At 59.2% G+C, this 24528-nt stretch carries 21 protein-coding genes; 18 read left to right on the plus strand and 3 right to left on the minus strand.

Annotation, left to right across the window (positions count from 1 at the left end; translation table 11 throughout):
- Positions 1-37: 37 nt before the first annotated feature.
- Positions 38-817: a hypothetical protein gene (locus ACX80V_RS07930; RefSeq protein ID WP_485842675.1), complete on the minus strand. Its 780-nt coding sequence runs from the start codon at positions 815-817 to the stop codon at positions 38-40.
- A gap of 547 nt (positions 818-1364) precedes the next feature.
- Between ACX80V_RS07930 and ACX80V_RS07935 the strand changes: the two genes are divergently transcribed.
- The 4 genes from ACX80V_RS07935 to ACX80V_RS07950 are packed head-to-tail and all read left to right on the plus strand — an operon-like array spanning position 1365 to position 4485.
- Entirely contained in the window at positions 1365-1853 is a 489-nt protein-coding gene (locus ACX80V_RS07935; RefSeq protein ID WP_485842676.1) for a hypothetical protein, read from the plus strand.
- Complete coding sequence (locus ACX80V_RS07940) at positions 1850-2887, plus strand: MAB_1171c family putative transporter (protein WP_485842677.1); 1038 nt, start codon at positions 1850-1852, stop codon at positions 2885-2887. Before ACX80V_RS07935 ends, ACX80V_RS07940 begins: the two co-directional genes overlap by 4 nt.
- Positions 2877-3323 (plus strand): hypothetical protein, encoded by a 447-nt coding sequence (locus tag ACX80V_RS07945; protein WP_485842678.1) that lies wholly within the window; start codon positions 2877-2879, stop codon positions 3321-3323. Before ACX80V_RS07940 ends, ACX80V_RS07945 begins: the two co-directional genes overlap by 11 nt.
- Positions 3310-4485: an alpha/beta hydrolase family protein gene (locus ACX80V_RS07950; protein ID WP_485842697.1), complete on the plus strand. Its 1176-nt coding sequence runs from the start codon at positions 3310-3312 to the stop codon at positions 4483-4485. Before ACX80V_RS07945 ends, ACX80V_RS07950 begins: the two co-directional genes overlap by 14 nt.
- Here the strand turns inward: ACX80V_RS07950 and ACX80V_RS07955 are convergent.
- On the minus strand, positions 4377-4787 hold the full coding sequence (locus ACX80V_RS07955; protein WP_485842679.1) for a winged helix-turn-helix domain-containing protein: 411 nt from the start codon (positions 4785-4787) through the stop codon (positions 4377-4379). The two genes, ACX80V_RS07950 and ACX80V_RS07955, sit on opposite strands and share 109 nt — an antisense overlap.
- Before the next feature lie 116 nt (positions 4788-4903).
- On the opposite strand from ACX80V_RS07955, the gene ACX80V_RS07960 reads away from it, so the two are divergent.
- Positions 4904-5413 carry a hypothetical protein gene (locus tag ACX80V_RS07960; RefSeq protein WP_485842680.1) on the plus strand — a complete coding sequence of 170 codons (510 nt, stop codon included), beginning with the start codon at positions 4904-4906 and terminating at the stop codon, positions 5411-5413.
- A 31-nt stretch (positions 5414-5444) separates the two neighbouring features.
- Here the strand turns inward: ACX80V_RS07960 and ACX80V_RS07965 are convergent, their stop codons facing one another.
- Positions 5445-5768: an ArsR/SmtB family transcription factor gene (locus ACX80V_RS07965; RefSeq protein WP_485842681.1), complete on the minus strand. Its 324-nt coding sequence runs from the start codon at positions 5766-5768 to the stop codon at positions 5445-5447.
- Between the two features lie 186 nt (positions 5769-5954).
- Between ACX80V_RS07965 and ACX80V_RS07970 the strand changes: the two genes are divergently transcribed.
- The 13 genes from ACX80V_RS07970 (at position 5955) to ACX80V_RS08030 (ending at position 24119) form a co-directional block, all read left to right on the plus strand.
- A complete protein-coding gene (locus ACX80V_RS07970) occupies positions 5955-6854 on the plus strand; it encodes a hypothetical protein (protein ID WP_485842682.1) in 900 nt (299 codons plus the stop codon).
- A 742-nt stretch (positions 6855-7596) separates the two neighbouring features.
- Positions 7597-8715 (plus strand): C40 family peptidase, encoded by a 1119-nt coding sequence (locus ACX80V_RS07975; RefSeq protein WP_485842683.1) that lies wholly within the window; start codon positions 7597-7599, stop codon positions 8713-8715.
- 254 nt (positions 8716-8969) lie between these two features.
- Positions 8970-11255 carry an ATP-binding protein gene (locus tag ACX80V_RS07980; protein WP_485842684.1) on the plus strand — a complete coding sequence of 762 codons (2286 nt, stop codon included), beginning with the start codon at positions 8970-8972 and terminating at the stop codon, positions 11253-11255.
- Between the two features lie 159 nt (positions 11256-11414).
- On the plus strand, positions 11415-11702 hold the full coding sequence (locus tag ACX80V_RS07985) for a hypothetical protein (RefSeq protein WP_056084497.1): 288 nt from the start codon (positions 11415-11417) through the stop codon (positions 11700-11702).
- A gap of 78 nt (positions 11703-11780) precedes the next feature.
- Positions 11781-13076, plus strand: a complete 1296-nt coding sequence (locus tag ACX80V_RS07990) for a type IV secretion system protein (RefSeq protein ID WP_485842685.1) — start codon at positions 11781-11783, stop codon at positions 13074-13076.
- Positions 13069-14568, plus strand: coding sequence for an SCO6880 family protein (locus ACX80V_RS07995; protein WP_485842686.1), 1500 nt, complete (start codon positions 13069-13071; stop codon positions 14566-14568). Before ACX80V_RS07990 ends, ACX80V_RS07995 begins: the two co-directional genes overlap by 8 nt.
- 227 nt (positions 14569-14795) lie before the next feature.
- On the plus strand, positions 14796-16010 hold the full coding sequence (locus ACX80V_RS08000) for a putative type IV secretion/conjugal transfer ATPase (RefSeq protein ID WP_485842687.1): 1215 nt from the start codon (positions 14796-14798) through the stop codon (positions 16008-16010).
- A gap of 191 nt (positions 16011-16201) precedes the next feature.
- Positions 16202-17830: a type IV secretory system conjugative DNA transfer family protein gene (locus tag ACX80V_RS08005; RefSeq protein ID WP_485842698.1), complete on the plus strand. Its 1629-nt coding sequence runs from the start codon at positions 16202-16204 to the stop codon at positions 17828-17830.
- A gap of 662 nt (positions 17831-18492) precedes the next feature.
- Positions 18493-19572: an ArdC-like ssDNA-binding domain-containing protein gene (locus ACX80V_RS08010; protein WP_485842688.1), complete on the plus strand. Its 1080-nt coding sequence runs from the start codon at positions 18493-18495 to the stop codon at positions 19570-19572.
- 57 nt (positions 19573-19629) lie between these two features.
- The gene (locus ACX80V_RS08015; protein ID WP_485842689.1) at positions 19630-20133 is read left to right on the plus strand and encodes a single-stranded DNA-binding protein; all 504 of its coding nucleotides are present in this window, start codon (positions 19630-19632) and stop codon (positions 20131-20133) included.
- A 1072-nt stretch (positions 20134-21205) separates the two neighbouring features.
- Positions 21206-22249 (plus strand): hypothetical protein, encoded by a 1044-nt coding sequence (locus ACX80V_RS08020; RefSeq protein WP_485842690.1) that lies wholly within the window; start codon positions 21206-21208, stop codon positions 22247-22249.
- Positions 22250-22428: 179 nt separating this feature from the next.
- Complete coding sequence (locus ACX80V_RS08025) at positions 22429-23145, plus strand: DUF8548 family protein (protein WP_485842691.1); 717 nt, start codon at positions 22429-22431, stop codon at positions 23143-23145.
- A 53-nt stretch (positions 23146-23198) separates the two neighbouring features.
- Positions 23199-24119 carry a TIR domain-containing protein gene (locus ACX80V_RS08030; protein WP_485842692.1) on the plus strand — a complete coding sequence of 307 codons (921 nt, stop codon included), beginning with the start codon at positions 23199-23201 and terminating at the stop codon, positions 24117-24119.
- Positions 24120-24528 lie beyond the last annotated feature (409 nt).

The raw sequence follows: 24528 nt of genomic DNA on the forward strand, positions 1-24528 counted from the left end.
CGTGCTGCCGGCAGCGCTTCCTCCGGACCAAAGGCGCTCATACTGTTAGTTGGGGCAACTTAATTTGCCGGATGTATCCTTGGGTATATTTCGCCACCTTCTCCGAAATCTGGGGCGCCAGGTTGTCCAAAGTCTCGTCGACAACACCTAATACAGCCTTCTGATGACTGAGATGGGCCTCCTCGGTCTTGAACTTGAAAACCAAGGTCTGGGTCAGCTTGGACGAGACGGTAAATCTGAAAGCCAGGAGGAAGATTTCTAGTTCTCCGTCGGCATTATCCAAGGCAACGGCGACTTGGAATTTCGCGGTCTCGGAATGCGTCTGACGGCGGAAGATTGTGACTGCAGGGCTGCCCTCATCGAGTTGCTGTAACGCCTCCAATGCGGCGACCAGCACTTGGTATCCCGCAAGGGCAGGGCCAGTTAGGAGGCCTACGGCTACTTTGAGAACGGCCTTCTCCACGTCGGCCTGTATGGCTACGTCCTCTTGGAGAACGGCACTTTTCTGTTCGACCAAGAGCCCGACAGCGCCCAAGGTACTGAAATACGTGGCGTACCAGTCTTGGACGTCGTCCTCACCTTCGGCAGCCAACTGTGCGAGCAACATGGCATTTTTCACTACTCGCCGCTTCTCCGCGTCCACGCCTTTCACGAAGCTCTGGACCTGCGAGCCTATGACGAGCGCTTGATCCTCGTCAGTCAGTGCCATAAAGGGTGGAGGTGCACCCTCTAGGAATTTTTTCCCGTGCGTCGGCACCCCTGACAGGTCCAAACTCTCAACAAAGCTACGTGCAATGCTGACGTCCGTTGTGCTCATGACCATCACTCCTTCGAGGCTCGGCGTTCAACACCGCACGGTTAATGCCGCTGTGGCTGCCCCGCCTTGACGGAACCCGCGGGCTAATATCATGTGTCCGATGTGAGTGAAGGCACAAGGGGTTCATGCCCGCATTTTTCGAACGCCGATAGGTACTAACTGGTCGTCCGAGGTGGACCTCATTGGTCGCTTCCAAAAGTCCGTAGGCCTGACGTCGGCGGACAGGACTTCGGAGGCGGCCTGGTAGAGGATTGCCGCCCGCTCCGACAGCCTCAGAACTTACGCGCACTCCATCGCGGAAAGCTTTGTCATCACGCTGACGGAGACCGTAAAAGTACACGTCATGGTTGCACTACCCACGACGCTGTCGCGAAGATATATACGCGTGTTGCTTAGCGTCCAGATAATTACTCAACTATTCCGGTGTGTTAATGCTCTGGACATGTCCAGAGCGGAGGCGTTCAATTGAAGCTGTGGCGCTTGACGCGCTGCGGTGACCGCCGTCAATGGCAGTCGCAGTTGCTGTCCGCTGCAAGGAGGGGGCGGTATGGACCAGCAAACATCGCAAGGACCGGGGCCGGCTCGAATTGCGGCGGACGCCTTTTCATCGCTGCATCTACCGAGCCGCCTGACGCTGGACGGACTCACTGCCATCGTGGCAGCCCGGCGCCGGCGACGAATCGAGATCGAGGCCACGACGATCCTTAACGGCACGTCCGTCTGCGGTCTGTGGCTGTCGACCGATACTCGGGAAATTATTCTGCACGCGGTGACGGACTCAGCACTCCATAGGCAGCAGTTCATCCTGCATGAACTTGGGCACATGATCCTGCGCCACGATGAATTGAGCGTTTCCTCGGACTATGCCGGCAGCCTCTTCCCAAATCTTGACGGAGAAATGGTGTCACGGGCTCTGGCCAGGAGCAGCTTCGTTGACGACTTGGAGGCCGCAGCTGAGACGCTCGCAGACCTTCTTGCTGGCGCTATCCGCGACAGCACCATGGAGCCAAGATCATTTGAACAGGTCTTCGGGTGATCCAGGCAGTCGCCGCTGCCGTCATCTGGTGCCTCGTCTTGTGCCTGCTGCCCGGTGCCCGCACCAGGAAAGACCACAGCATTCTCGTTGCCGCCGTGGCGATCGCAACTGCGCTTTCCTTGAATGTCGACCCGATCTATCTTGCGGGTGATCGACTTCTCGGCGGCCGCAACCTCCTGGATCTTTTCTCGAACATCTTGATGGTCGTGGGAATCTACTTCCTTTCCCAAGCGATCCTCCGGGCCGCAGAGCTCAATGATGCACCTGCGCGCGGAGACCGTCGTGGCCTCCTAATCTTGGGTCTAGTCTCCGCGGGGCTGGTCCTCGCATTCCTCCTCATCAAAGCGCCCATGTCCTCAACGAAATTCATGTTGGATTATGGGGACCAGCCTGCTGCCGCCCTCTATTCGGCCGTTCAGTTTGTCTACATCGGGGTGGTCGTCGGCGTCACCGGATACGTGTGCTTTAGATTCCGACGGCGCATGGCCGCTTCCTACTTTCGCGTCGCCTTCACCCTCATTGGCATTGGGTGCGCCCTGGCTCTCGTTGTCGTCTTTGCCGTCCTGGGAATGGATGTCGCCCACCTTCTGGGAGACCAGTCAACGATGGAGCAGTTGGCCGCCGTTTACGACACGAGTTTTGTCGGGGCCATGGTGTTCCTTTGTGCTGGGCTTGCCCTGCCACCGGTCGCCCGCCGGATCGTTCGACGAGCACAACTGAGGACACAGACTGACTTACTGGAAAACCTCACATCCACTTGGGAAAAGGCGACTGCGAGGCGCAAGGATGGACGCCTGGCGGCGCCCGCGGCAGCCATCGAACGGGGAGACCCTGACACGCGAAAGCTTCATCGGATGATTGTCGAAATTGAGGACGCTCTCCTGATGGATCCGGCCGCTGCTAAGTTACTGGATGAAGCTGATTTCCAAACATTGACTCGAACGGAGGATTACCTGGCCTCCAATCAAGGTATGCAGGATGGTCGAGTGGGCCTGGCACGATGGGGGAGGAGGAAGGATACCAGTGGCAGATGATGCCGGAGAACCCTCGGAATCGCCGCAGGCGAGGCTCGCCCGCAAGATAAACCTCTTGCTGGATTTGTATGAGATCCGAGGCGCAGGGCCCTTGTCCTACAGGGAAATCAGCCAAGACATGGCTGACCGTGGCACCCCGTTGTCACGATCAAGGTGGGCCTACATGCGAAGCGGTGATAGCTCCCTGGCCATGGATCAGGAACTTCTCCAGAACCTCGCGACGTTTTTCGGCGTAGACCGTCGGTACCTTCTTGACGACTCAACAGAAGTACCCGAGCTGGTGGAAGCACAGCTGAGCCTCTTGAAATCGATGCGTGAGGCTCGGGTTAGGAACTTTGCGGCCAGGCAACTCCAGGACTTATCCCCTGAAACGCTCGCCCGACTTCGGGATGTCATCGACAAGCATGCCAGGGGCGGTGAAGATGAAAGCTCCTAGAGTGCTGGGCCCTTTAGCCTTCGGAGCCGTAAGTGCAGCAGCAGTAACGTTTCTCAGTGCTGCCTACTTTGCGCGCCGGGTGGTGATTCCCACGACTACGCGCCGGGAGGATCTTGTCATCAGGCAAGTCTTCACAGGAGAGGACGGATCCCTGAAGATCGAACTGCCGGCGACGCCACTGACGAGAGCACCAGGCCGATACAGCTTGTGGTTCGGCAACGGCAAGGGGCACGCCTGCGTCGGCGATGTCGTAGACGAGGACACCAGCGGGGGAACGGTGACACGGCTCGTCGAGCGTGTGGATTCGGGCGACCTACATGCTGCCAGAGCCGGCATCTGGAGCGGCTACGCCTACTCCAGACCTGAGCAACTCGGCCTGCCTTTTGAGGACGTGAAGATCAAGGTCGACGCCGGAATGGCACCCGCATGGAAATTCCCGCCGACGACGGATGGTCCGGTGGCCTCGACATGGGCTATCCACACACACGGCATGGGCGGGAAACGCGCTGGTGCCCTTCGAGGTGTTCCTGTTGCCAGCAAGCTCGGCCTGACATCACTGGTCGTGTCATTCCGCAACGACGGCGAAGCACCGCCGTCGAACGATTCCCGGTACTCTTTGGGCCAGAATGAGTGGTTGGATCTCGAAGCAGCCATCCAGTTCGCCGTGGACAACGGTGCCAAGCGCCTCGTTTTGTTCGGATGGTCTCTTGGCGGTTCCATGGCTCTCCGTGCAGCAAATCTCTCAGCCCATTCGCAGCGGATCATCGGCCTGGTACTCGTGGCTCCGGTCTTGGATTGGGCTGAGACCTTGACGTCCAACGGGAGCGCCAGCGGATTGCCGAAAGCTGTGACCAGGGTCGGACTGAAAATGTTGGGTGCGAAAGCAGGACGTTGGGCTACTGGACTGGAGCAACCTCTTGATCTTCCAACGCTGAATTGGGTAGCCCGCGCCGGTGACCTCCAAACGCGAACGCTCATACTGCATGGCATCGAGGACAAATCGACTCCGGTGGAGGTCTCGGAGCGTTTGGCAGCTCTGCGACCCGACGTCGTTCAGTTGGTGTGCTTCGAAGTTCCAGGGCATTCGCTTGAATGGAACGCCGACACCGAGAAGTGGGAGTCGTCCGTGGCCCGATTCCTGCACTCGCTGCCCGCCGCCTGAAACGTGGCTGCAAGGTCCGCAAGCACTTTCTCGATCTGATCCCGCTGTGCCCTATACGTTCCCGCCGCCAAGCTGACCATGCGCGCCTCGCATAAAAGTGCGAGATGCTTGCGCACAGAGGAATCAGACACGTCTAGGGCTGCAGCGACCTCATCGGGGGTAGCCGGGCCATGGGTGATCAGAAAGCGAATGAGGCGGCTTCGCGTCCGATTCATCAAGATGTTCGCCATGGAGACCACAATCAGTTGACGAGGACTTTTTTGACGGCTGTAGACGGGTCTACAGCAAAACGATACGCTCATCTACATAGCGATGGAAGAACGAAGCCCCACATATTGCGGGAGGAGTTCGTCAAGGCAAACTGGGCAGAAATCGATGGCTCACTGACGATAGTCAGGTCAGGTTCGGGAGGTGAAACGTGTCCGAAGATGGAGAAAGTCGCAAAGGCACGGAAAGCTCGCCCCAGGCCGAACTTGCACGCCGCTTGAACCTGCTGCTCGACGTCGTCGTTGCCGAGCGAGGACAATCCGTCACGTTCCGCGAAGTCCAGGAAAAGCTGGCGGAGAAGGGAATCAAGCTTTCCAGAGCCCGCTGGTTCTACATGAAGGACGGCACGGGCAGGCTGGTGAGCGACCCGGCACTACTGGGCGCCTTGTGCGAAATCTTCAATGTGGATCCCGCTTATCTGCTGGGTAGCGAGGCCGCAGACCTGCCCCAGCGCATTGACTCGCAGCTTGAGTTTGTGAAATCTCTCCGCGCTGCGAGGGTGAAGACGTTCGCGGCCCGGACCCTTGGTGACGTGTCGCCAGAGACACTTCGGGCGATCACGGAGTACCTGAACAAGGACATCAGTCGCCGGCCAGAGGGAGAGAGTGCCGCGGCCAGTCCGCAGTCGGATGCGAATGAGCCGCCCGAGCGAGCAGACTAAACGTCTGCAACATCGTTCCACCGCACTGCGGCTACTGCTCCAGCAAGTACTTAAGGTGAGCGTCGAGCAGTTCCTTGATGCGGACAGGGTTCGCGGAATACCGAGGTGACCGTCCGTGCCTACGCCCAGGCTCGACGTCGACCATCACCACACCTGCCTCTTCGAGCGCCGCCAGGTGCTTGGCCACACTGGGATCGCCCGCACTGACAGCAGCGACGATATCCCCGCGCGTCGAAGGCCCACTGGAAGTGAGGAATCGAAGAATTTCGTTTCGCGCCCGGTTGCCGAAAGTTGCGACGGCAGCCTCGACGTCGGCCGACCAGGCGGCGTCGTTAGGCTGCGTAATTCTCGGCATAAGGTCATTCTTCCCGAAGGTAGCGCAAAAAGTAAGAACAGCACTCTTGACGATACTTTAATTATCTTCGACAATAATTCCTATAGCTTCTTCTGATCGTTGTTGGATCTCCGCATCCACTAACTGGGGTGGCCGTTTGTGCGACTCTGCGAACTACTCGATCTGAACAGTCAAAGCGGTGAAGCCATGGAAATTGAAGCCAAGGCGTATCAATCTACAAAGGGCTCAGACACGGTCGTTGATGTCGACGTCTCATTGCGAAGCGCACGTCCGCCGGGAGAACCCGTCATCCAGATCGACCGGATCATGGTCGCGGTTGATGGTGTGCACCGTTACGTCGTGTCCCGCCTCGCGCGAATCGGGCGATCCTGCGATGTGGATGACGTTATGCAGGACATCCGGGTCGCCGTATGGGACGGGGTTGCGCGGGGTCGCTACCGGGAGCTGCCCGGCATCCCGTTTGAAGCGTGGGTCCAAGGTGTCTGCAATAAGATCTGCGCTGCCCATATCCGGCGCGAGCTTGGCCATCAAACGTTGCCGTTGCTTGTTGACTTCACGACGACGGAAAGCTCACCCGAGCTTCTCGCAATCGTCCATGCGGGAGCGGCAGGAGACGACGTTGAGAACTACGTTGATCAGGCCTGGGCGCAAGCCATGCTGGGCCTGGTCCAGCGCAGCGTCAGCGAGGAAACCTGGACGCTAGCCGTATCCAGCCTCACTGGGCCGAGGCATTACGGACCTCCCTCTCCCAACGACCGGCGTCGATGGCACGCCGTAACTGTCGTTCGGCACACGGCCAAAACAATCAACACGGCCTTGAACTGCCACCCGGAACCCGGATTGGGCGTCGACGAACTCTGCCGGTGTGCTGCCAACTGCCTTCCCACAAACGTCCTCCGGAGCGTCGCAGAGAAGATAGTCCGTCCGGGACTGCGAGGACTGGATAGGTCGGTGCAGATGGCTGCTCTGGCGCGTGAGCTCGGCGTCACCGAGAGGTACATCGCGGTCAATATTGGATTTGCCCGGCAGCTCTACCGGGCAGCTTGGCGCGTGCTTCAGCACGAAGTAAATAGACCGGCTCTGTAGGTCATGGGTGTCGGATATGGAGTGGGGCGATGATTTGGTTTCGTACAGCTGGCCGGCGGCGCTGGCTCGCTGCAGGGCTGGTGACCCTGCTCATGATTGGCGGCAGCTTCCTACTTTTGCCTGCCGATGGCCCCGGCGGACAGGTCTCGCCGACGACGACCGCACCTGCGCCCACAACGGCGAATCCATCAGGCACTTCCACGGCCCGAGGCAATACGTCCGCTGTTCAAGACGAGGCGGACGTTACCGCGGAGGCGACGCGTGATGGTTTGCCACCTACCCGAGATTACCGGGCGCTCGCTGTAGCGGCAGCCAAGGGAATCTACACCTGGGACAGCCGTTCGTCGTCGTACTCGGATGTATATGCCAAGGTGCGGTCTTGGTGGGAGTTGCTTCCTGATGGATCCAACCCCTTATCTGTGCTGGTTCGAGAGTTTGAAGGGACTGGCGTGACAGCAGGTACATTCACAACCCTGGCAGGCCAGTCCGCTCGCCGAAACGGGACTGCTGAGTCCCTGCGTTGCGATCTCGAGTTGGCCAAAGTCCAGGAGTATCCGGCCCCGTGGGAAGGCCTTCATGTTTGCACGGTGACGGTGCAAGTTGTTGACGAGTCGAGTAACGGCAGAAGTGTCTATGCGGCACCGGTCACGGTGATGGTCAACTGTCCTCCTGCCACCACCGCTCCATCGGGGCGGTGCGCCATGGTTGCCTTCTACGCGACCGCAGAGAGAATCGTCTACTAGTGGCTGCACTGGCGGCCGTCGCAGGCCTCATTCGGCACCGGGCATTGCTGAAGGTCGTATCGGCGGCCGCTTCCCTCGCTCTGCTTGTTGGCGCTATGGCATTTGCCGGCGGCGTGGCTGCGATGTCTGGTATGGCGCGCCAATCCGCAGTTGCTTGTGCTCCAGCGGGCACCGAGGTGACCGCTTCACCTAACGTGACTGGTGCTGGCTTGGAAGTTCGGAATGCTGGGCGCTTGCTCTACGAGCTGATGCCTCGGCAGGAGAGCGTTGCACGTGCATACATCGCGGTCGGCAAGCAGCTTGGAATACCGCGCTCCGGGCAGATCATTTCCATCATGATGGCGCTGCAGGAATCAAGTCTGCGCATGCTCGCGAACCCCAGCGTGCCTGCTTCCCTGCATTTCCCCAATGACGGCGTTGGACGTGACCACGACTCGATCGGTTCGGCCCAACAGCGTCCGGCGGCGGGCTGGGGGACAGTTGAGCAGCTGATGGACGCCTCTTACAACGCGCGTGCCTTCTTTGGCGGGCCCTCGGGACCGAATCGCGGTAGTCCTCGAGGACTGCTGGACATTCCCGGTTGGCAGGCAATGGACAAAGGACTGGCGGCCCAAGCCGTCCAGGTATCTGCTTTTCCTGAACTGTATGCGCGTTGGGAGCCGGCGGCCACGGCAATCGTTGCTGCGCTTGAGGGTGGCACTGCTCCTGCCTCCTGTGCAGATTCCTCGCCGTCGCCGCGGCCTGCGGGATCACCACACAACTTGACCCAGTTACGGCAGGACATTCTGAGGTTCACACAGGATGGCCTGGGCGGGCGATACGTGTGGGGAGGCACTGCCTTCAAGGCCTGGGATTGCTCTGGCTATGTGCAGTGGATCTACAGGCAAGCCGGAATCGAGCTGCCGCGAGTAGAACAGTGGCGGGTTGGTGTCCGCACAGAGGATCCCCAGCCAGGAGACCTCGTGGTTCAAAATCCGCAGGGACCCGACAACTGGGGACACGTCGGCATCTACGCTGGTGAAGGCATGATGTGGAGTGCCCTCAACCCTGCGGCGGGGACGTTGCTCCATCCAGTGAGTTGGAACCCGGGTACTGCCTATTTTGACCTATTGGGGTAGTCAGAGCAGCATACCTACCTTGGTCGCTGCGCCAACTGTGCTAGCTCTAGCGTTACTGAGGCTGCACTCTTGCTACGCCTGGGCATTCGCCGGGCCAGACTAGGGCAATCAGATTTGCCATATCGAACATGCTGGGGACGAACTCGTGACCCGAGCACCGCAGCGGCGAGTTGATTCTGAATGCCACTACAAAAGCGCCAGAATAGGAGCTGAGCTCGCCACCCCAACCATCAGCGACTACAACCGAGGCGTTTATGTCCCATAATCTCGAAGCACTGACACCCTTTGATTTTGAATCTCTGGCCAAAACTGTCCTCGACGCCGAGTTGCAAATTAATCTGGAGATCTATAAAAGTGGGAAGGACCAAGGGATTGACCTTCGGCACGCATGGAAGGATGAACCTGCGGAGTTGATTGTTCAGTGCAAGCACACTCCGGGTGCGACGATTCGTTCGTTGCGTAGGCAGTTCACCGTGGAAGAGCTCCCGAAGGTTCGCAAACTAGGACCCTCCAGGTACGTCATTTTTACGTCAGCACAGCTGTCAAAGGCCAATAAGTCGGGTCTTCGATCTGACATGACCCCATATGTATTAGCCGATAGTGACATCTATGGGCGTCAGCAGATTGAGCACTTTCTTGAAGCAAATCCTGAAGCCGTTAGATCGCATCTTCGCCTATGGTTAACCAGTAGCAGCGTTCTACGAGCCGTCCTTAATCAGGAAATAGCGGTGCGCTCATCAGATTTGCTGCAAAGAATCGAATCGCAATTGTCGATCTTTGTTGATACCGCAGCTTTACCTAGGGCGCAGGATGTCCTACGGCGGCGTCGCGTCTGTCTAATTTCAGGTCCCCCCGGAATTGGGAAAACCACTCTCGCGCAGATTCTCTGCGCTGAACTGATCGCTGACGGCTATGAGGCGATATTGATCTCAAGTCGAATTAGTGAGGCGTTGAACGTTTGGCAGGAAGATAAAAAGCAAGTATTCGTTTTTGATGACTTTCTAGGTCGATCCGCTAAAGGGGACATTCTCGATAGAAATGAAGACGAAGACATACCTCGATTTGCGGAAAAGGTTTTCGCCTCTCCCAACAAGTGTTTTATAATGACAACTCGAGGCTACATTCTTGGTCAGGCTCGCAATATCTACGAGCGACTCTCGCGCCCTTCCCTCAAACTCGCTGAATGCCTCCTTGAGTTGGAAGATCTTGACACTCGTTCTCGCGCAATGATTTTGTACAACCATGTCTGGGCCTCTGATCTAGAACCGTTGGAGAAGGCCCTATTTGCCGAAAGGTCGACATACTGGCCGATACTGGGTCACAGGAACTACAGTCCTCGCCTTGTCAGTCTTAGCCTGGAACTCCACTCGCAGGCCTTGGACGACGCCAACCTTAGCGCTCCGGAACTAATGCTGCGGAACCTTGACAATCCCATGGAACTTTGGCGGCATGCTATTACTCGGGACCTCCCGGACGATGCGCGAACGATGCTTGATTTGTTCGGGACTTTGGGGGCAAGAGTCAACCTCACACGACTCCGAGACATTTGGCGGGCCACCGTTGACACAGGTGACGAGGCTACTGGTGAGGACCGCTTCGAAACAATTCTTTCCGTACTGGAGGGCGACTTTCTATCCGTGGAAGGGCCCCACGCAGACCCCGTTCTGACCACTGCCAATCCTTCCATCGATGATTTCATGGCATATCGACTTCGGAATCGGAAGGGGTTACTGATGAAGCTTCTCAGAGAGACTCCCTCTCACCGTCATGTTGAGGGTATTCAGAGACTTTTTAGCACTCGGCTTTCGGCAGGTCGTGTAAACACAAAGAACAATGATTGGGAGGGATCGCTTCGGCCCATGGTTTTCACTGCTTATCGACGATTGCTGTTCGCTCTGGATCCGCTCATTCAGGAGCGGCGGATCGATATCCAGGAGAATCTGCGAAGATTAGCCCGCCTCTGGAGCGTCGCCAGAGATGGGGAAGAATTGCAGGAGGCGGTGAAGTTGACCGATGGCCTAGTGGCCGGCTTGGAAGATGGAACCTTCTATGTTGAGTGGGATTGCATAGATGATCTCGTTGGCCTCTTGGTGGAATTGGAAAGCTTTGATGGTGCAAAAAACATCTACGAACTACTTCTTAAAGAGGTCGAGTCCGTCGTCACGCAAAGCCTTGACGGTTGGGAGAGCGCGCGTGAAGCTCTATCACACATAGAAAGGCTATCGACGCATTCCAGCAGAATGCTCCAAAGCCAGATTGAAGAACGGATAGACGACATAGTCAGAGAACAGCTAGGTTCATGGGCGGATCTGCCGGGAGACAACGAGGGTGAGCATACGGGCGACCTCGAGGGGGTGCTGGAATACGCGTCTATGTACACAGATCCTGATGAAGTCTTTCCCGGTTATGAACGCGCCAACACATACGTGAATCAAGCCGCCACAAGCCATGAATTGAACTCCGGCAACCTTTGGGCTGCGAAAGGCCTTGGGTCGGAAACAGACTTCGATGTTGCAGCTCTGATGGACGGCCTCAGATAGTGCTGTACCAAGCAGGTTGGTAGGGGGCCTTATAACCCCTCCAATCTGACTCCGCCCTGTGCACGGATGGCCTTTTTAGTCATGTCGTTCCGTCCCGCAGCTTCCATGAACCTGTGAGCTCATCTGCTCACTCCATGGAATACGACGGACGGAGCACCAATGTTTTTCGCAGCGGTGGACCCGGGGATCACCCCGAACGCAAGCTTTCCCTTCCTAGAATCGCTCAAACAGATCGGCGGCGGGATCCTCGTCGGCGCTTTCATCATCATTGCCATCGTGGCCATCATCGGCGCCGCGATGCTTCTGGCCGGCAAACTTAGCCAGTCGTCACGCCTTGCCTCCGGCGGCGGCGTGATCCTCCTCTGGACAGGTCCCGTGGCTGCCATTCTCGGCGGCATCAACGGCTACATCCTCTGGTCGCAGACGGCCTTCCCGCTTGGGTTTTAGCTCATGCCTGTTGAGTGCGATCTCAATGGATGGTGGCCGCCCGGCTGCGGTCTGGTCTCACAGGCAAACGACAACGCCATGGGTGCAGTCACGTCGCTCTTCGCGAACATCCTCCAAAACATGGCGTCCTGGCTATGGGCCTTCATCACCGGCGCCTTCACAGTGTCAGACGTCGACGACTCCCAATGGCTCTCCATCCGAGGGCTCACGAGCTGGTGGGTCGTCGTCATGATGACGCCGCTCGTCGTCGTGATGATCCTTCAGGTTCTATCCGGCCTCGTGAGCCAGCAGCCGAGACGGATCGGACGTGCGATGCTCGGCGGAGCTGCAGCCATCCCGCTGGTTGGGGCCGCGGTGTATCTTGTCCGGCAACTGACGCGGGCTAGCGACTTAGCCTCGGCCGCCCTGCTCGAATCCATCGGTTCGGATCCTTACCTCGTGTTCATGAGGCTGTTTGGCTTCGAGCGGGCACCAGAAGGAGCAGGGCGGGAATGGAACCTGGTCTCACTGGCTCCGGGGAATACGGGCGGCGCTGCTGGTGCCGTTGTCGTGACTGTGTTGGCGGTTGGCGTCGTCTGGATCCTTGCCTTCATCCTGATGTGTTCAATGATCTTCCGCTCCTTCGCGCTCGTCGTCTTGGCTGCCCTCGCCCCCGTTGCGCTCATGCTGCTTCCTTGGGACAAGACAAAGTCCTGGGCACGGCGATGGTGCGAGGTCGTAGTGGCTTTGGTTCTGGCTAAGCCGTTGGCCGCAACAGTCTTGGCAGTAGCGGTGAAGCTCTTTGCCGAGTCCAAGTCCTTCGCAGGATTGGCAGCCGGGACGGTGGGCATGGTCCTCGCCTGCGGTGCACCTTTGATGGCCTTGCGCTTGGTGAGCTTCGCTGGCGGGGAGTTGGCGGCCGCGGCCCAAACGGCAGGCGGCGGCCATATCCTCTCCAGGAGCAGCAGCGTGGCAGCCCGCCAGATCAGTAGGCAGGCAGGTGGCCGCCTTACACTCGCGAGCCTGGTTGGTCGCTCCGCAATGACTCGGCCGATCAGCTCAAGCCGTGCCCCTTTTCCCACGCAGGTGTTGGCATCCACTGTCCGCTCCGGCGCGTCTTCTATCGGCAGTGGCGGGAGTCGACAGGCTCTGAGCACCGGAACGTCTGTTGGCGCTCCAAGCGCCCCGCACCCGTCGGAGTCTCCGGGTTTCATGCGTGGTGGTTTCCATAAACGGAACGGCGCCGCTGCAACATCTCCGCCGCAAGCACCACTGGAGGCGGCCGAATGGCGAGCGCAGCCGAGAGTGAGCACACCTGGCCCTCCAAGAGCCCAACCTCCGAAACCCCAGCCACCAAGAATCGACCCTCCGAAGGGAGGTACACCTTATGTCTGAGGACTCGCGCGCCCTTGAGGCCGTCAAGTTCCCAAGATACGAGCGCCGAGGGTTCTTCCTCGGGCTCAAGTGGTACCAGCTGCTGATCATCGCCGGAGGAGCCTCCGTCGCCATCGTGGCATCCGCACGCGGCGGCCCGGCAGGCTTATTCTTCTCCGGACCAATGTGGCTCGCGCTCATGCTGCTTGGACTCCTCCAGTACTCTCGCATCCCTTATCCCGTGTGGGCGAAACAGATCGCTGTGTTCTTTTACCGTGCAGCGACAGGCCAGACGGGTTTCCTGGCAAAGCCCGCAGCACCACAACTAGCTGGGCGGCTTGCCCTCCCGGGCGGTCTAGGCAACCTGGAGATCCGAACAACGGCCGGTGGTGAGTGCTTTGTCGTCGACCGCTACGGCAAGGAGGCGGTCGCCCTGCTGCGGTGTAGTACGCGATCCTTTGCGCTCCTGGACGCGGATGACAAGGCGTGGGCCGTCCAGGCCTGGTCACGAGTTCAGGCCGGCATGGCCCAACGCCCGGGCGTGGCCCGGATCGCGATCCAGGATTACACCGTGCCCTATCCGTCGTCGGCCCTTTGGGATTACTACAGAGACAACGCTGCGCAGCCTGACGCTGGTGACGGGAAGCGCACGTGGGGACAAAGCGCGTACGAGGACCTGCTCGGCGCTGCCGGGTCGACCATGAGCCATGAGCTTCTTGTGGCGGTGGTTCTGGACACGAGCAAGGCCCGACGGCGGATCAGGGAGTCAGGCGGAGGGCTGACAGGCCTCGAACGCGTGTTGCGGCTTGAAGTCGAGGCCATCCAAACGTCGCTGGGGACTCACAGCGTGAAGGTGGAGGAGTGGGTCGGCGAAGCGGGACTGCTCGGCATCATTCGTGGTGCGTTCGATCCTGCTGCCCAGCCATCCGCGAAAGTGCCGGCGTCGGCAGCACCGCCGTCGGACGAGTCGGCAGGCAAGGAAACCTCTGGCCTCGACCGGCATCGCCCAATGGCTGTGGAGGAACACTGGACGTATCTACGGACAGACACGGGGTTCCACCAGACGTTCTGGATCGCTGAATGGCCCCGACAGAAGGTTTTCCCGGGTTTCCTGCACCCCCTGATCTATGTGGGCGAGTTCCGCCATACCTTCACCGAAGTCATCCGGGCAGTGCCCACAGCTGAAGCCTTGCGTGACATCCGCTCCGCGCAGGAGGCGCATGAGACCCGCCGTCGCATCAACGCCCGCTTCGACAGGCCACTTACTCGTGAGCAAAAAGCCGAGGAAGAAGAGGTGCTCCAAAGGGAGGAAGAGATCGTTGCCGGTCATGGCGACGTGCGTCCAGCCGCCTACATGACCATCACGGCTACCTCCCTCGAGGACTTGGCCCGGTACCGCCAGGAAATTGAATCCGCCGCTGCTGGAGCATTCGTTGAACTCCGGCTTTTGTACGGTCAGCAGTGGGCCGCGTTTGTCGCCGGGGGGCTGCCGCTTGGAAGGGGACTGCGTTGAAGCAGGCAACGAAGAGTCTTGAGTACGTACCGTCGGGGAAGAACCGTAGCGAACGGAAAGCTCGACGGCGGGTCTCACCTCCCGGGGCAGCATCGGCGAGCGCAGCGGCAGAGGATAGGCAGCAAGAATTCAATGCCTTTCGCGTCACAGGTGACTGGGGGAGCAAGGAACAAAACTCGCTGCGTGGTCCGCATCGGCTGCGTCCTGCGCCGCACCGTGCCTCGACGATGACATTTGCCGCCGCCTATCCGTTCCTTACGGAGTCGGGCCTGGGGCACGAGGGGACATACATCGGCACCGACGTGTTCGGGTCCGGGGCCTTCTCCTACGATCCGTGGATCCTATACGACAAGGGGATCATCAGCGGACCGTCCATTGTTGTGATCGGAACGGTGGGCACCGGCAAGTCAATGTGCGGCAAGTCGCTGGTGACACGATCAATCACATTGGGTCGGAAGGCCGCCGTCGCGTCTGATCCAAAAGGTGAGTGGGTCGCCGTCGCCAAAGCTGTTGGCGGCAAGGTGATCTCGGTTGGTCCCGGCCGCCCTGCAAGGGTAAATCCTCTCGACGCCGGGCCTCGCCCCAGCGCCCTCACCGAAGCCCAGTGGCAAGCGGTAGTGAGGCAACGGCGTCGCTATCTGCTGGTGGCTTTGGTCTCCCTCATGCGGCAGGGCACACCGCTCCGCCCCGTAGAGCACACGGCCCTGGACATCGCCCTCATGGAAACCATGGCCGAGAACTCAAACCCCACGTTGCCTATGGTGCTGGACCACTTGCTGAAACCCTCGAAGGAGATGACGGCCCTGGTTGGTGTCGAGGGAGGAACCGCAGTCAGCCACTCGTTGAGGCGTACGGTTTCCGGAGATCTCGAAGGTATGTTCGATGCGCCGTCCACCGTGGCCTTCGACGCTGAAGCGCCGATGATGGTGATGGACACCTCCGCCCTGATCGGTGCGTCGGAGCAGGCCCTTTCGCTAGCGGCAGCATGTGGCGCCACATGGTTGGAAGCTGCCATCACAAATCCCGACGGCGGGAAGCGGCTCGTGGTGTACGACGAGGGGTGGCGGATGCTCGCCGATCCGTACATGTTGGCGAAGATGAGCGAGCAGTGGCGGCTGGCCAGAACCTATGGGATTGCGAACCTGCTGATTATGCACAAAGTCGCGGACCTCAACGAGATCGGGGACAGCACCAGTGGGCACCGGCAGAAAGCCCTTGGCCTGCTGACGGAGGCTGACACCAGGATCATTTACCGGCAGAAACATGACGCCATGCGCCTGACCAAGGAGGCGCTGGGCCTGACGGAAGCCGAATGCGAGCACGTCGAGAACCTTCCCAAGGGGGTCGGGCTCTGGAAGGTGGGGAACCGCTCCTTCATCGTTGCCAACCGAGTGACAACTGACGAACTGGCCATTTTCTCAACTGACGACAGGATGCTGTGAGAGGCCTAGGCAGCTCGCGGGCGGCGGGTGACAGTCCACTGGTGACCGCTTGCCTTGTTGCGGCGGCAGGTTACGTGTCTGTGTGTGCACTGGTTCAAGCTGCAGCGCACTTAGCAGGTTCTATGCGTTGCGGCAGCATGCCGCCGTCGCCCTTTAGCCCTGCGGCCGCCGTCGGACTTGTGATCAACAGGATGGAATGGATAGTGGTCCGCCCGGCCGACTGCGCAGTTGGCACTGAAAGTGTCTGGTGGGTTCTAGCCCCGACGCTGCTCCTATTTGGTGCGCTCGCCGTTGGTGTAGTGGTCGCCTGGCGGCGATGGAAGCAATCTGGCGGGTGGCTACGCCAGGACATCCTCAAACGTGACGGCGTTGCCCGCCGAGCCGAGGTTCTTCACGATTTCGGGGCGAGGGCTGTGCGCAAGAGAGGGAAGTTCACGCGCCCAGGAGTCGTCAACCCTACCGTGCAGGACCTGTCGTGGACGCTGGGCCGCTCCCGCGGCGTCACGATCCACGTGTCCACGGAGGAGTCATTGGTGATCCAAGGGGCACCGAGATCCGGCAAAGGTCTGTACGTGGTCATCAACGCCATTCTTGATGCGCCCGGGGCAGTGGTCACGACGTCGACGCGCGCAGATAACCTGGTGGTGACTTTGAAAGCCCGGGCGTCAGGCGGGCGACCTGTGACCGTCTTTGACCCGCAGGGCATGTCGGGACTTCCATCGTCGCTTCGCTGGTCGCCTGTCCGCGGGTGCGAGGATCCGGACATGGCTACCCGTCGTGCGCTGGTCATCACGGCGGACACCGAGATGAAGGGCGAGAACGCAGCGTGGCAGAAGCGCTCGCTGTTAGTCCTGCAGTGCCTGTTGCATGCCGCCGCGCTGTGCGGTGAGGGAGTGACGGCGTTTCGACGGTGGTCGTCCAGCCCGGTACTGGCGAGGGAAGCGCTCGAGGTGCTGGGCCGGCCCGGGGCGGCGCTGGGATGGCAGGCAGACTTGATGGGGATACTGGAAGACGATCCTCGGAACACGTCTAATTCGTGGATTGGGGTATCGGCGGCGGTGGCGCCACTGTCATCGCCGAAAGTGCTGGCCGCCCTGAATCCGCAGGACGAATCCGAAGAGTTCGATCCGAAGGCCTTCATCCGGGACCGGGGAACTCTTTATCTCATTGGCACCCGAGCTGGGGCAGCTGCCGCCGGGCCGTACCTGTCCGCACTGATCGACGACATCGACAACGCGGCAAGGGAGATGGCGTTCGTATCACCGGGAGGGAGATTGGAGCCGCCCCTTTCGTTGATCCTCGATGAAATCGCCAACCTGGCACCATGGCCCGGACTTCCTGTGGCGCTCTCTGACGGCGGTGGCATTGGCATCTCGACACTCGTGGTTTTGCAATCCTTATCCCAGGCCCGTTCCGGCTGGTCCATCGATGAGGCGGCCACGATCTGGGATTCCGCCATCATCAAGGTGATCTTTGGGGGCGGATCCGACGAACGGGACCTCCGTTCGCTGGCCGGATTGCTGGGGGAGCGGAGCCTTACACTGACCACGCGGTCATGGTCCTCGCAGGGCCGGCAGGACGGTGAGCAGATACGCGAGAGCCCGGTAATCGCTCTGGATGAGATTCGACGCCTGCCTGTTGGAACGGCCCTCATGCTCGGCCGACGAACCCGACCCATTCTGTTGGACCTTCTTGAGTGGCACAAGCGTAAGGACGCAGGGGAGTTGCGCCGCCTGAAAGCCGAGATGGAGCGCGAATTGGCGGACGGGCACAGGCAACGCCAACAGAAGAAGGAAGTGGCGCCGGATGCGCAGCCATGACGACACCGACCAGTTTGATGTGCCGTCCTCGGCTTCCTTTGGGGACGACGAGCTGACCGCACAGTTGTTCAGGTCCGCGTTTCCCATTCCCACTGGCCCCAAGAACGTGACCCGACGCTGGAGGGAGATGACGCCAGAGCAGTCGCAGGACGTCTGGGGGTCCCTTTTCACGTGGGTGACATGGCTTGTCGCCACCTATCAACTGACGACGTCAGTCGTTCCAGACTGTTGGTGGCGTCACTCCGAGATCGTGGCGGAGCTTTATGCCCTACAGCGCGCGGAGCTTTCCTCCTACACGGAGGACGACCCTGGATTCGGTCCGCTCGCCTTCCACGAAAGGCTCCCACACGCCGTCGAACGCCTGAGGACACACACCAGGACCGCAGGATGCGTTGGGCTGCAGGTGCACAAGGAGCCTTCACCGCGCGTCCTGGCTAATGACGATCCCGCGTTCACTGAGTGGCGTAAGGCTGCTCACCAGCTGGTTTCTGAATTCTGAGTCATGTCGCTCGTGTCAGTTGCAGCCATGAAGGGGTGTCTGCGCAGCAAAGGCTGCGGTCCAAGAAGCATGAAGGGTGGCTGTCGTGGCCGCTACATCCGAAGTTCCGTCCCCCATCCCGTCTGACCAGAGTTCCGTGCTGGCTGGACCGGGCGCTCGCCGTATGGCGCCTGAGGAGCGCGTTGCCGCCCTCATGGATGGTTTGCACTCAATCCTCGAGAATGCGGTTGAGTCACCCTCGCATTGGCAGGTTTTGCTTGATGCCTCCGCCAACTTGTGGCGCTACTCGGGCGGGAATGTTGCCTTGCTGATGATGCAGACGGCACAGCGGGGAACGGACGAGCCGACGTTAGTCGCGGGGTACAAGGAGTGGGAACGGCACGGCCGCACCGTCCTTCGTGGTGAGCACGCCCTCTGGGTCATTGCACCCAGGACTGCCCGCGTCCAACAGATGCTGCTGCCCGACGGTACGCGTCAGCGCATTCCCGTGCGCGACAAACTTCCCAGAGGTGCTGTCGATGAGGGAAAGAAGACGCTTATCACCGGTTGGCGCGGCCAAGCAGTATTCGACGTTTCCCAGACCCAGGGCGCTCCGCTGCTAGTTCCGAGACCCGTCAACTCCTCGGTGGAGGCGCCTCAGCTGTGGGAGTCATTGGCTGGAGTTGCTCGCTCACATGGGTTTTCGATCCAGGTCACGGATGCGCAGTACGGACTAACAAGCGGCTTCACAGATTTCGCTCAGCGTCAGGTGCAGGTGGGTGGGTGGTTGAACCCTGAAGAACGTATTGCCGTGCTGGCGCATGAGCTCGGGCATGTTCTTCTGCATGGTCCGGACGACAATGTAGGCAAGCTTTATGGCAGCAGTGTGGACCACCGTGGGCTTGCTGAAGTCGAAGCCGAATCGGTCGCCTACACGGTGCTGAAGGCACACGGGATTGACCGAGGTCCCCAATCAGCAAGCTACTTGTCCGGCTGGGCTGACGCCGTGATTGAGGCGGAGCATTCAGCCGTGGGAAGCGACTCCTCCCGCAGGCAGCCTGCTTCGCGTGTGGACATAGCGAAGTCCGTCCTTGGCCGCGTCACGGCAGCCGCCAAGCAAATCCTTGACGTGACTGATCCTCCGGGACTGGGTGGGAAAGTCCCTCCGGCTGAGGCCGCGCCGACGGTTAGTAACCCTGGATCCTACGCAGGACCGGAACAGCCGGTTGCACCGTCTCGTGGCTTGGAGATCTCGGGCCCATAGCCAGCCCACAAAGCGTTGGACGGGACCGCCCCGTCTGCGAAGGAAAGGACAGAAGATATGAGCACCAAGATTCCGATCAACATCGTCGGCAATCTCGTCGCCGACCCCGAGCTCACGTATGGTGAGTCCGGTGTCGCACACGCCAAGCTGCGGGTAGCTGTGAATCAACGGATCCAAGGAGCAGACGGAAACTGGCAGGATGGAGAGCCTGTCTTCCACAACGTCTCTGCGTTCCGGGCGCTCGCAGAGAATGCTTCGAACTCCTTGAAGAAGGGCGACCCCGTTACGGTGTCGGGTGAACTCGAGTTCCGTGCCTTCGAAAAGGACGGGGAGAAGCGCGAAGCGCGCCGGATTGTGGCTGAAACCATCGGTCCTGACCTGCGATGGGGCACGGCTTCGTACCATCGTTCGCCACGAGCGGCGGCCGGTCCCGACGCAGGGATGGGTGCTGGTCTGCAGGCAGCTCCTGAAGCAGCCCAACCCGCTTACAGCGTCGTTACGAAGGGGCCGGTGACCGTGCCCCCTTTAGGCGGGCCGGCGCGGAATGAGATTAGCCTCTGACTCGCGACGTCCGTGGGTCCAGCGTCCTGAGAACTAAAACAATGCGCCATGGCCTGGTCTTCTTGCGGGACCAGGCCATTACGTCATGCCTAGGTGCTGAGCTTCTGGATCCCGCTGTCCGTGCCCTCGTTTTCGCTGACGTAGATTGTCGTAGCGTCGTTCTGCTCCCGGACCATCCAGGTTCGACTAAAGCCTGCTACTGCCCTTCCACTCGTCCGGCTGCAGGCGCCTAATGCTCGAGGAGTGCGCCCACCCCATGTGGTACTTCCCGGAAGAATCCAGCCACTCAATGAGACCGTACTTGTGTGTCCACCCCACGGCTTTGCCAAAGATGCCGCCGACGTATACGAGTGGCCGGCCAAACTTTGGGAACTCTCGGATAGGTGCAGGATCATCTATTGGTCGACTTGCCTCAGCCTCCATGCGAGCAATCATGCGCTCAACATCTTCAGGGGAGCCGGACTTGATCACGAGGACAAGTATAGAACATATGTTCGAGTATGGACTGGTCAGAGTTCGGGTCAGGGTGAAGTGCCTGTTCGCCCGGTCGCCCCAAATGTCTGTGCGGATCCTCAGGAGCTGGGACTTGGATTTTGCACCGAAGTGTACGTACGTTGCATTCGGTGACCGCCGGGAAGGCTGCTCCTGTTCTGACATCCTGATTTGTCAGTCGGTATGGTGCAGCGCGGAACTCAAGGTAGAGCCGGCTGGCGCTCGCCGTCTCTTTCTGAGGGTCCGTCGGTGCCGGCAAATCGGATGCCGGCGCATCATCCGCCCGCCATCGCGGGACCTCCGCGACCAAGGCTACGGAGGTGACAGCCGTCGGTTGGTTCTGCGCCTGCTGTCTCCAGTCCAAGTCCACCTGCTGAAGGGGTGGTCCTTCTAAAGCCCGGACGACTCGGCAAACGCCACCACGATCAACGACTCGGCTCAGGACTGCCCGGGCCCGGCGCCGCCTCCCACGCTCAGGGGGTGTGCTCGTCCTTGACGAGGCAACAAACTTAGGACACACCACACCCAGCGGTCAACCGCAGGGCGGGTATTGTCGGCGCCGTTAGGTAGCGTTGAGTTCATGCGTGCCATCGATCTTGAGACTAGAGTCATTACCGCCGTGGATCAGATCCGTGCAGGCAAATCAGTCGAGCACGATTTCATCGAATGTAAGCGCGATTGGCCCAAGGAGAACAAGGCACGTCAGCTGGCTGCAAGCCTCAATCGGGCAGGCGGTGATCCGGTTATCTACATAATCGGCATCGATGAGGATTCCGGTGAGATTTTCGAGGTGGTGGGTACGGAGGTTGCCGACTGGTGGGGGCAAATCACTCCAAAGTTTGACCAGACGCCTCCCGAGATGGTTCGGCATATGCCTGTTCCAGTAGGCGACGGGGGAGAGCATGTTGTGGCAGTCGCATTCGCTTCTGACCGAGCACCGTACGTGGTGAAGACAGGAATTGGGAACCCCACCCTTGAGGTACCGATGCGCGAAGGTACCAGTACCAGGACGGCGAGACGTGATGAGCTACTTCGGTTGCTAATACCGGCAGTCAGGCTGCCCCAAGTCGTTGTGTTGAGTGCCACGATTAACAGCGAGTATTACCCTCCGTCATCATCTGCAAAAAGATCATCTGCAAAAAGCACTGAGGAGTTGAGTTGCTCTGGGCAAGTTCGCGTATACGTCGAACACAACGGCCAGGACCCTGTCACGATGCCTGCACACGGCATGAAGGGACGAGTAACGATCTTGAACGAGAAGTACGATCTCGATATCCGGCCTCCGATGGAGACGGCAAGCGTTCCAACAGGACCGGGCAGCTTTGGCTTCCAGAGGCCGCGTGACGGAGTCACTATCACCGGACCCCGTGCTGTGCCGCTCCAGGTGACGGTGAAGGGTATATCCCTCGCTCACAAGTTAGTACTCGTCTCCGCAGAGACCATGAACGTTGAGATCGAGCTGGAAGTGCTGCACTCCGTCAAGCCGCTGAAGATTGCGGCGGCTTTAGGTCGGGACGCCGAGAGCACTATGCATAGGGTTGCAGATCTGGACGACAATTTTGGCGGGCGCTTGACGGCCGGGAGCTGGCGTTTCCAGCACCCAGGGTTGTCCTCCGATGACTGAGAACCAGCGCCAGGCCGATGGAGGAGCTAGCTCTATCGAGTCCTGGGATGATCTGCCTGCCTGCACGTTCGATCCGGAGCGTGGCTTCAAGATGAATCCGAGCAGTACAGACACACTCCGTTGGTACTCTTACTTGAGTCGTTCCGATGGTGACGATGAAAGCTTGCTACAGTCCAGAAATGACGACTGACCTAACGGCTGAAGCAGACACACTCACCGATGCGTGCCGCACGACCTTCGGCGACGAGACTAGGTGGATCTCCGCAGACGGCTATCCCAACAGTCTGGCCCTGTGCATCATTGACTCCCTCTTCTCTACCGGGTCGCATTACACTAGCGTCATCAATGTAGTCGCCGAGTACTGTAAGTACCGAAGGAGCCAAGGCGGTGATCCGTACACGGACGGAACCCAGGAGCTACTGACTACCTTCGACGAAGTAGGCGACAGTGCTGGCTGGGCAAAACTCGTCAACAATCACAAGCCTGCTCACACGAAGCCTGGGGCGCTTTTGAAAGCTGAAGTCATCCACCGAGCCGCGAAGACTCTAAAGGCTCTCGACATCATGACGCTCACGGACCTTCGCCAGCGGCACGCTCAAGATGAAGATCTGACAGCAGTAAAGAAGAAGTGGTTGAAGCTTCCGAGCCAGTCGTCAGGAGTGACGTTCAACTACTTCCTCATCCTGGCCGGGTTCCAATCGGTGAAGCCCGACCGCATGGTGATCCGCTTCGTGGAAGAACATGCTGGCCTTCAGGGGAAGCTCACGCCCATGCAGACGGCCGAACTGATCAAGCAAGTAGCAAGGCTTTACCCGACCCAACCCAGAAGACTGGATCACATAATCTGGCGGCACGTTTCGGGTCGAGAGATCTTCCGTGAGGATGAGCTGAACTAGCGCACGCGATTGGTAGCCTTACGTGAGTTATCAGAACGAGCGTGGGGTGGGTCTTGAAGGTCTTTATTAGTTGGTCCAAGGAACGCAGTCTCAGGGTTGCGACTGCGCTGAATGAATGGCTTCCTCAGGTCATCAACCAAGTCGAACCTTGGATGAGTGCCGAGAGTATGGAGTCCGGAAGACCGTCAATCGCCCAGATCACGGAAGCGCTTGAAACAACGAATTTTGGCATCATCTGCGTAACTCCCGAAAACCAACACGAGACGTGGCTCAACTTCGAGGCTGGAGCACTGGCCAAGGCTGTTACATCAGCGAGTGCGAGGGCGATACCGCTCCTAGTCGGGTTCGGAAACTTTAGTGAGCTGGACGCGCCGCTCAGTAACTACCAAGCGCAGATGTCCACAAAGACCGATCTAAAGAAGATCGTGCACGCTCTGAATGCCGCGCTCGGAACAGATGCGCGCCCTGTTACTCAGCTCGAGACAGCCTTTGAAAAGTGGTGGCCCGATCTTGAGACTGAACTTGTCGCAGCGGAGAAGTGGACTATAGCGGAACCTAAGGCTATTCAAGATACCAGCGTTGATAAGCGCTTTGATCAGATCATTCAGGCCGTTAAGACGCTGCAGCGGCAAGTGGAAGAGCTTACGGAGACTGTCCGAACCCAGCCTGGGAGTAACGCAAAACGCGAGGCCTTGATTCGCATGCTGAATGAAGGGCAATTTACTGCATCCGGACTCCATGTTGTGGGAATCACTGACACAGAGCACGAGCAACTTCGGAAGATCTTGGCCGCCGCGGGCCATGATGCTTCTACTTTGATGCTGGGTGTGGACGGCATGGAGATAAAGACGCATGAACCGCCGTCCATGGCGACGCGTCTTGAAGTGCAGGACTTCATGAATGCGAGCCAACCCGGCATCGGGAAGATTTTATTTTCGACTTATGATTCCGATGAGAGTCCGAGCCACGATTAGCGCTTGCGTATTTGAAACCTTAAGAGACACGCGGCTTGCTGCCGTAGAACTTTCCAAATAGCTGCTCAAGTCAAACTCTTTCATTCACTGTCTATTATATCAATTATCGTATTGACAATAAATAGTAAAGGCTCATAATACGGCGCAGATAGTGATCGCATTAGGTGATCGCTTGCACCTATCCCCAGAAGGGGTGAGCCAAATGGGTTACAAGTCAATCCGCACCAGCGATATTAGCGGTGAAACCGTCGAGGATGATCAGGTCATCACCGTCGTTGTACGTAGCGTAGGAAAGCGGGACTGAACCGTCCCGGGAATCATGCCGCCTGTTTGTTGGCGGCGTCGTCGGGTAACGAGCCGGTTTGTAGATCATAATATGTCTGCTCATATTCCTCTGGCGTCTGGTGAT

The organism is Pseudarthrobacter arbutini (assembly GCF_054510915.1).